We start from the raw sequence: 2,025 nt of genomic DNA on the forward strand, positions 1-2,025 counted from the left end.
GTATCCATCCGAGCAGGGCCGCAGGACTTGTGCGATCGCGCGTGGTAACCTGGCGGAATGGAGATCGACGAAGGCAAAATGGACGACGTGGTTTTGGCGTTGGTATGGCTGACGCGTCACAACGAGCGTTGTGCCTGGAAGGGTTTTGACTGGGCGACGACAGATCGCTTGCATCGGAAAGGCATGATCGGCAATCCGGTGAACAAGTCGAAGTCTCTGGTGCTGACAGACGAGGGTCTGCGCCGGTCAGAGGAGCTTTTTCGGCAAATGTTTATGCGGCAACCGCAATAGCCGCCGCTTTTGTCGCCTTCCACTCCCATGGCAACAGCTCATGCAGGCGGGAGACGGGCAGATCGGCGATGCGGGCCAGTACGTCGGCAAGCCAGGCCTTGGGGTCGATATCGTTGAGACGGGCCGTGGTGATGAGGGTCAGCATGATGGCGGCCCGGTCTGCGCCGCGATCGGAACCGGCAAAGGTCCAATTTTTTCTGCCGCAGGCCACGCCGCGCAGGGCTCTTTCCGCGGCGTTGTTTGTCATACAAATCCTGCCGTCATCGACGTATCTGGCAAAGTCCTCCCAGCGCGACAGCATGTAGTTGATCGGTTCGAGCACCGGCGAGGATCGCGACAAGCCTTCGCGCTCCTGCCGCAACCAAGCCTCCAGTTCCTCAAGCAGCGGCTTGCTCTTTTCCTGGCGCACAGCAAGCCGGTCTTCGGCGCTCCGGCCATTGATATCGCGTTCGATGGCGAACAACGCATCGATACGCCTGACCGCTTCCAACGCCGTCGCCGAGACAGGCCTTAAGCCCTTGCCCCGCCGGGCACTGCGAGCGACATCGGCCAGTTCGAAGAACTTCCGGCGCGCATGGGCAAAGCAGAAGGCCGGCGTCACCGGCATTTGTTTCTTGGTCCGGTCGAAGAGCGGATTGAAGCCATTGTAGCAGTCAGCCTGCAGAATGCCCCCGAACTCGGCCAGGTGTCTTTGAGGATGTTCGCCCCGCCGGTCGCTGGAGGCGTAGAAGATGGCCGCTGGCGGTGACTGCCCGCCAAAGGGCCTGTCGTCGCAAACGTAAGTCCATATGCGGCCGGTGGTGCATTGGCCCTTGGCGAGGATCGGGATGGTGGTATCGTCGCCGTGCAAGCGCTCGGCCGCAAATACATGGGTCTCGATGAGATCGAAGATCGGTTTGACGGCAGCACTGACGTAACCAACCTGGTCGGCGAGCGTCTGGGTAGACAGATCGATCCCTTCGCTGCGAAAGCGCCGGCTCTGGCGGTTGAGCGGCTGATGCTCGGAGAATTTGTCGAAGACGATGGTGGCGAGCAGGTTGGGACCCAGGAAGCCGCGCGGTGTTGCATGGAAGGGCGCTGGCGACTGGCTGATGCAGCCGCAGTCCCGGCAACTGAACTTCTCACGCACGGTTTCAACGACCTTGAAGCGGCGCGGGATCTCCTCCAGCGTCTCGGTGACATCCTCGCCCAGCTTCGACAGACGTTCGCCGCCGCAGTGATTGCAGGCGCTCGGCGCTTCGATGACGAGGCGTTCGCGCGCGATATCTTCCGGCCAAGGCTTACGCACCGGGCGCTTGCGGGTGAAGGCACGGACGGCTTGGGTTTTGGCGGCAGAAGCTTCTGAAGCGAGCTCGTCCTCGGCCGCATCTGCAACCAGCTCTTCGAGCTGCAGTTCCATCTGGTCGATCAGCCGTTGGGTGCGCTCCCGGCTCGGACCATGTTTGTCGCGTTCCAACTTGGCGATCAGCAATTGCAGATGGGCGTTGAGCGCCTCGATACTGGAAAGCTTTGCTTTGGCGCTGGCCGCTTCTGCCTCGGCCCGTAACCGCGCCTCGCGTTCTGCCAGCAGCGCGGCATGGGCATCGGCAAGATCGTCAGGAAGGGAAAGCGGCGGTAGTGACATGCCGCTATAAGAGCATATTTCCCCAACGAATTCAATGAATAAGACGCTTAAACCCGTGTCGGTCTCCAGGTTTCCTGAGGCGCCCGCCAGTCAATTCCGGATAGTAAATA

The 2,025-nt window shown here is 61.0% G+C and carries 2 protein-coding genes; one reads left to right on the plus strand and one right to left on the minus strand.

What is annotated here, in order from left to right; all coding sequences use genetic code 11:
- The first annotated feature begins 57 nt into the window (after window positions 1-57).
- Window positions 58-291 (plus strand): DUF6429 family protein, encoded by a 234-nt coding sequence (locus AC244_RS34690; RefSeq protein ID WP_053253353.1) that lies wholly within the window; start codon window positions 58-60, stop codon window positions 289-291.
- Here AC244_RS34690 and tnpC read toward each other — a convergent pair.
- Complete coding sequence (gene tnpC / locus AC244_RS34695; protein ID WP_053253354.1) at window positions 272-1,915, minus strand: IS66 family transposase; 1,644 nt, start codon at window positions 1,913-1,915, stop codon at window positions 272-274. The two genes, AC244_RS34690 and tnpC, sit on opposite strands and share 20 nt — an antisense overlap.
- Window positions 1,916-2,025 lie beyond the last annotated feature (110 nt).

Source organism: Ensifer adhaerens (assembly GCF_001270265.1).
In the GTDB taxonomy this organism is placed as follows: domain Bacteria; phylum Pseudomonadota; class Alphaproteobacteria; order Rhizobiales; family Rhizobiaceae; genus Ensifer; species Ensifer adhaerens_B.